Here is a 5,728-nt window from a genome sequence, read left to right as displayed (position 1 = left end):
CCTTTTTGCACGCCGATTCACAGTCGCCGCCAAGCGCAACGCGGTGGAAATCGCGATCGACGCCGGCAGCAAGGGCGCTGACTATGCCGCTGGCACCGCGTTTACCTTGTTCATCGTCATGCTGCTCGGCGCGGCGGCGGCGTCGGCGGGTGGCGTAGTCGCCGCCCGGCGCAACCCCTGAAAATCCCATTACCATCCAGATTTAAAGGAGACTGTAATGAACAATCATACGATCATAGGCGCGATTAAGGAAAAGGCAGGCGCGCTTGAGGAAGGCCTGGGTAAGGTCACAGGCGACACCGGAACCGAACTGCGCGGCCAAGGCCGTCAGATCGAAGGCAAGGTCGAGACGATGTTGGGCGACGTCCTGGACAGCGCTCGTCGCCTCTATGAAGAACGCCCGCTTGTCAGCCTGCTTGCGCTGGGATCGCTGGCTCTTGCAACCCTCTCGATCCTGACGCGCGGCAACCGCGCCTGATGGGCAACAACAAAAAGGATATGGCCATGAAGACAATCATTATTTCTCTGACCGCTGTTGTGACGCTTGGCCTTGCTGCCTGCAATACTGTCAACGGCGCTGGCAAGGACCTCCGATCGGCCGGCGGCGCCGTGTCGGACGCATCGGGTCAGGCCAAGTAAGTCAGACTGTTAGAATGGGAAGCGGCGCCTTTACGTGGGCGCCGCTTTTTCTTTGCCATCGAGGTCGTTGATTTGCCATGTCGGGCGACGTGAGGGCGCAGTCCGGTTGCGCCTGACCTGCGGCGCAATTACGGACGGGGGCCATGCCGCTCTTTCGCTTGCTTCTCTTGCTCTTCAGCCTCGCGCCCTCGGCGGTGCTCGCGCTTCCCGCAAACAAGCCTACCTCGGGCTATGCCCGAGTGGCGGTCGAAACGTCGGTGGGGACGATGGTGATTGCCGTGGATCTGAAGCGAGCGCCGCGCACATCGGCGAATTTCCTGACCTATGTCGATGATGGCCGCTTCGACGGCGTTACCTTCTACCGGGCGGCGCGGCGCAAGAGCAATCCCAAGCTGGGGCTGATCCAAGGCGGCATCGACACGGATTTGCGCCGGTCGCTTCCCCCGATCAGGCATGAACCGACCAGCCAGACCGGGCTTCGCCATCTGGATGCGACCGTATCGATGGCGCGGCCCAATCGACCCAATTCGGCCGCGGGCAATTTCTTCATCACCGTCGGCGCAACGCCCAATATGGACGCGCGCGGCACCTATATCGGTTATGCCGCCTTTGGCCATGTGGTGGCGGGAATGGATGTGGTGAAGAAAATCCTCGCGGTGCCCACCTGCTGCGGTTCGGGGCCAATGCGCGGGCAGATGATCGTCAAGCCGATCAGGATTTTGCGCGCTCGTCGCCTCGATGGCAGGCCGACCCCTTCGCGCGCACCCAAGCCCTGGCTGCTGGGGCTGAAACGGACAGCAAAATAGACAGATTCACGCAAAGCGCGCCTGATCACGCGGCCATCTGCGATCAGATGCTGGTGGCACACGCATGGTCACGGATTTCCAGGCCTTCTCATGAAAAAAGAAGGCTACTGCATTAATCATCGGTTCGATAAGTGCGATGCCGCCCGCCAGGGCGAGGGACCCGGTCATGACATAAGCGACGGTGAAGCCGACGGTCAGATGGATCGTCAAATACGTGGCAGTCTTGATGAGGTCGAGCGACATGGGTATCTCCTGAACGGACCTGCAAATAAGAACCATTCGCAAACTTTGCTAATGGCATTTTTTGCTGGTTCTGATCGGCTCTGACGATCACTGTCGCGGGGCAGGAGGTATGGCATGGCAGGACGGATCAGGACAGGGATTGGCGGATGGGTCTATGAGCCGTGGCGCGGCAGCTTCTATCCGTCGGGCCTGCGTCAGAAGGATGAACTGGCTTATGTCGGCGAGCATCTGACCGCCACCGAGGTGAACGCGACCTATTACAGCAGCCAGAAGCCCGCGACCTTTGCCAACTGGGCCAAGGCGGTGCCCGATGGGTTTCAGTTTGCGGTGAAAGCCTCGCGTTACTGCACGAACCGCAAGATCCTGGCCGAGGCAGGCGAATCGATCGCGAAATTTACCGGGCAGGGGATAGCAGAACTGGGCGACAGGCTGGGGCCGATTTTGTGGCAATTCATGCCCACCAAACGGTTCGATCCCGATGATTTTAGCGCATTCCTGAAATTGCTGCCTGATGCTGTGGATGGCGTGCTGCTTCGGCATGCGCTGGAGGTGCGGCATGAGAGTTTCGATGATCCAGCTTTTCTCGACATGGCGAAGGCGGCCGGGGCAGCGGTGGTGCTGGCGGATCATGAGGACTATCCTGCAATCGCCGGCCATGACGCCGGCTTTGCGTATCTGCGGCTGATGCGGACGAAGGCGGACGAGCCAACCGGCTATGCCCCTGCCGATATCGATCGATGGGCCAGACGTGCAGAAAGGCTGGCCGAAACCGGCGATGTCTATGGCTTTTTCATCAGTGGTGCGAAGGAGCGCAACCCGGCCGCCGCACAGGCGATGATCGCGGCGCTCGCCTGACCGACACCATTGCGTTTGTTGCAATCGGAAAGTCAGGCTTTGCGATTGTTACAATGATATGACGGACCTAATTGCTCCTTACACAAGCAGGGACCACCGTCCTTCGCAACAATGGAGTCAATAATGCGTCAGATCTTTCAAGGAGCCGTCCTCGCTGCTGCCGTTGGCGTGCAGATGGTGACATTTTATTCGGTACTTTATGCCTGACAGCGGCGTTGCCGCATCGGCATTTGGGCTCGCCCAGAACCGAAAAAGGCCGCTATCCGATTAATCGGGGCGGCCTTTTTAGTATTTGATCGGTTTCCAGAACTGTGGGCGTCACCCTTCTGCCAGCCATCCGGCCAGCAGATAGGCGGCAACGCCAATCGGTCCCAATGCGCACAGCGTCAATAGCACCAGGGCGACGCAGATGAGCGTGACGTCGATGCCCGTGCGATTGGAAAGCCCAGCGCAAACGCCCATGATCTTGCCATGGCGGCGGTCGAGGGTGAAATTGCTGTTCATGACGTTGGCCTTCTGTTGTCTCAAGTTTGGGGAAAGCGGGTGCGGAGATTAGGCGATCGGCGCGACCGGAACCGCTGCGCCGACGAACAGGCTGGCGACGACAACGGCGCCGAAGAAGGCGACGGCGGCGTTCTGGATCTTGGCAATGAACATGATAATAACTCCCTGCTTTGCTGGCCGGATCATCCGGCCTTGATGTCGAACTCATTTGCAGAGGGCGTGCCAATTTCAGTTATGAACGCAAAACCGCCATTTCCATCGCTGCCATGCGTTGGTTTCGTTGGAAAAGTGGCTGGCCATTGGCGATTTATGCAAAGACTTGGTAAATTTCGCGACCATATGCCGTGACTGCTGCATTTCTGTTCGTCTACGGCACGCTGCGCTCAGATCATGCGGGACCGGTGGCGGATCGCCTGCGTCGTGAGGGGAGGTTGATCGGCCCCGCTACGACCGCCGGCGTCTTGTACCGGATCGGCGACTATCCCGGTCTGGTGCCGGGCGGGAATGCCAAGGTCGTTGGCGACCTCTACGCGCTCGGCGATCCTCAATCCACGCTTGCGTGGCTGGATGACTATGAAGAATGCAGCCCCGCTTTTCCTCGGCCCTGGGAATATCGCCGCGCCATGATCCCGGTTGCCGGGCCCCGGGCGCAGGTCGCTGCATGGACCTATATCTATGCGCGCGACGTCACACCCTTGGAACGAATCGAGGGCGGCGATTTCCTGACCCCTCGATAATCGGCCCGGAACCGCCTGTCCCGCCTGCGCTTTCCCCTGGCATCAGGTTGGTTCAAGGAGTTGCCTGCATGGACGGAGCCGCAATCGCGGGATTTTGGGGACTGGTCGGCGGATCGGCATTGCTGATCGGTGCGGCGACCGCCTATTTCGCACGCCTGCCGCAAAGGCTGATCGCTGCGATCATGGCCGCAGGGTCAGGCGTACTGATTTCCGCGGTCGCCTTTGATTTGATGGATGAAGCCTATCGGCGCGGCGGGTTCGATTCGACCGCGATCGGTTTTTTCGGCGGTGCGCTGGTCTACACGGGCGCGAACATCCTGGTATCGCGCGCGGGCGCAAAGCATCGCAAACGGTCCGGCTCGAACCCGAAGCAGAGCCAGGCGACAGCGCAGGAAGGATCGGGCCTGTCGATTGCCGTGGGGGCTTTGCTCGATGGTATTCCCGAATCGGTGGTAATCGGCGTCAGCTTGCTGGAAGGGTCAGGCGTCAGCCTGGTGACGGTGGCGGCGGTGTTCCTGTCCAATGTGCCCGAAGGTCTGTCGAGTGCGGCGGGCATGAAGAAAGCAGGCCGCAGCGCAATCTATATCTTTGGCGTGTGGGGCGCGATCGCGATGGCGTCAGGGCTGGCGGCGGCGCTTGGCTATGCCGTCATGGCAGGCGCCAGCCCGGACATCATCGCTGCGACTACGGCCGTCGCGGCCGGCGCGATCCTGGCAATGCTGGTCGACACGATGATCCCGGAAGCGACCGAGGAGGCGCATGAATATTCCGGGCTTATCGCCGTCGCAGGATTTTTGCTGGCCTTCATCCTCAGCAAGCTGGAGGGATGAACGCCAGCGGTCGCCTTATTTGGCCTGCATGGACCGGACGGCGTCCAGCGTGCTCTTCACATGATTGGCATAGTTCATTTCGCTATGAACGAACGCGATCCGCCCTGAAGGAGCAATGACGTAGGAGGTCCGGTCCGTCATGCCCGGCCGCATCTTGAGGCCAACATCATAGCCGGAAATGATGGTCGATCCGGCCGATGCGACCGGGAACTTGCCCGCGCACTCTTTGGTCGAAAAGGACACAAGATCGTCGACCGGATCGGCCGACATGCCGATGACAGTGGCGCCGGCCGCCTTGAACTTGTCGATATTCTCGGCGAATTCGCGCGCTTCGGCCGAGCAGCCGGGGGTGAAGGCCTTGGGGAAGAAATAGAGCACCACCGGCCCACGCTTGAGCTGATGCGACAGGGTCAGCGTAAAGGTCTTGCCGGCGAGCGCGCCGCGGGTCGTGAAGTCCGGCGCTTTCGCACCCACTGCAAGCGCCGCCATGGCGTTTCCAGCAGGGAGCAAAGCGGCTGTGGCAGCGAGCATCAGGGACAGGCGCTTCATCGACATATTCCTCGTTCAATTTGGGCTCGGTTTCAGGGATGCGGTTCCCGCAGCAGGACGACAGGTCTTGGGATCGTGCACGCAGCCAAACCGGCCGTCCGCAGCGTCATCGCATCGCGCTTTGGTGATGGTCGCGATTTGGGCCGAGCGCAAGCTGTCCGGGTGAGAAACGAGATCGGCCACGCAAAAATTCCGCAAGAATGCCCGTCGGGCGGGACATGGTTGCTAATCTGCCGGAATGGAAGGCAGGTAACGGGCCTGCTTCCCGGCAACTGTTCCCGCCGACTGGCGCGGGAACAAGGCGCAGGCGATCCGGGTTATTTCGTCCATGCGCGTGACATCGCTCCCCCTGCCCGTCGTCCTGATGCCGATTATCCTTCTGGGCGCCTGTGGGCAGCAGAATGGCAATGAGGCCGGGCAACCTGGGGTGGTGACCAATATCATGGACCAGGCCCTGCCCCACACGGACGAGCCCGCCCCGCCCGCCAACGCGATCGTCCCCGTCGTGCCAGCCCCCACCATCGAAACGCCTGAACCGACCGCGTCATCGGCGGGGCCGATCCCC

General features: G+C 60.9%; 9 protein-coding genes and 2 pseudogenes. 8 read left to right on the top strand and 3 right to left on the bottom strand.

Translation table 11 applies throughout. From position 1 onward, the window contains the following. From B2V90_RS19455 to B2V90_RS19440, 4 genes and pseudogenes are all read left to right on the top strand, one after another. A pseudogene (locus B2V90_RS19455) lies at positions 1-181 on the top strand (hypothetical protein); the annotation flags it as partial. Between the two features lie 36 nt (positions 182-217). Next, positions 218-478, top strand: a complete 261-nt coding sequence (locus B2V90_RS19450) for a CsbD family protein (protein ID WP_009822663.1) — start codon at positions 218-220, stop codon at positions 476-478. 26 nt (positions 479-504) lie between these two features. Continuing rightward, the gene (locus B2V90_RS19445) at positions 505-639 is read left to right on the top strand and encodes an entericidin A/B family lipoprotein (RefSeq protein ID WP_414711625.1); all 135 of its coding nucleotides are present in this window, start codon (positions 505-507) and stop codon (positions 637-639) included. 143 nt (positions 640-782) lie between these two features. After that, positions 783-1,445, top strand: a complete 663-nt coding sequence (locus B2V90_RS19440; protein WP_228220575.1) for a peptidylprolyl isomerase — start codon at positions 783-785, stop codon at positions 1,443-1,445. Between the two features lie 6 nt (positions 1,446-1,451). Here B2V90_RS19440 and B2V90_RS19435 read toward each other — a convergent pair whose 3' ends face one another. Then, on the bottom strand, positions 1,452-1,688 hold the full coding sequence (locus B2V90_RS19435; protein ID WP_009822660.1) for a DUF2061 domain-containing protein: 237 nt from the start codon (positions 1,686-1,688) through the stop codon (positions 1,452-1,454). A gap of 114 nt (positions 1,689-1,802) precedes the next feature. On the opposite strand from B2V90_RS19435, the gene B2V90_RS19430 reads away from it, so the two are divergent. Next, positions 1,803-2,543, top strand: a complete 741-nt coding sequence (locus B2V90_RS19430) for a DUF72 domain-containing protein (protein WP_228220576.1) — start codon at positions 1,803-1,805, stop codon at positions 2,541-2,543. Positions 2,544-2,861: 318 nt separating this feature from the next. Here B2V90_RS19430 and B2V90_RS19425 read toward each other — a convergent pair whose 3' ends face one another. Then, positions 2,862-3,047 carry a PspC domain-containing protein gene (locus B2V90_RS19425; RefSeq protein WP_228220577.1) on the bottom strand — a complete coding sequence of 62 codons (186 nt, stop codon included), beginning with the start codon at positions 3,045-3,047 and terminating at the stop codon, positions 2,862-2,864. A gap of 344 nt (positions 3,048-3,391) precedes the next feature. On the opposite strand from B2V90_RS19425, the gene B2V90_RS19420 reads away from it, so the two are divergent. Further along, positions 3,392-3,784: a gamma-glutamylcyclotransferase family protein gene (locus B2V90_RS19420; RefSeq protein ID WP_228220578.1), complete on the top strand. Its 393-nt coding sequence runs from the start codon at positions 3,392-3,394 to the stop codon at positions 3,782-3,784. A 68-nt stretch (positions 3,785-3,852) separates the two neighbouring features. Further along, entirely contained in the window at positions 3,853-4,614 is a 762-nt protein-coding gene (locus B2V90_RS19415) for a ZIP family metal transporter (protein WP_228220579.1), read from the top strand. A gap of 15 nt (positions 4,615-4,629) precedes the next feature. On the opposite strand, the gene B2V90_RS19410 is transcribed toward B2V90_RS19415, so the two are convergent. Further along, entirely contained in the window at positions 4,630-5,163 is a 534-nt protein-coding gene (locus B2V90_RS19410; RefSeq protein ID WP_037543514.1) for a peroxiredoxin, read from the bottom strand. A gap of 328 nt (positions 5,164-5,491) precedes the next feature. On the opposite strand from B2V90_RS19410, the pseudogene B2V90_RS19405 reads away from it, so the two are divergent. Then, positions 5,492-5,728: pseudogene (locus B2V90_RS19405) on the top strand (hypothetical protein); the annotation flags it as partial.

This window comes from Sphingobium sp. UBA5915 (assembly GCF_002431195.1).
Taxonomy (GTDB): Bacteria; Pseudomonadota; Alphaproteobacteria; order Sphingomonadales; family Sphingomonadaceae; genus Sphingobium; species Sphingobium soli.
Note: the sequence above shows the minus strand (reverse complement) of the source record. Positions and strands in the feature narration are given on the sequence as shown.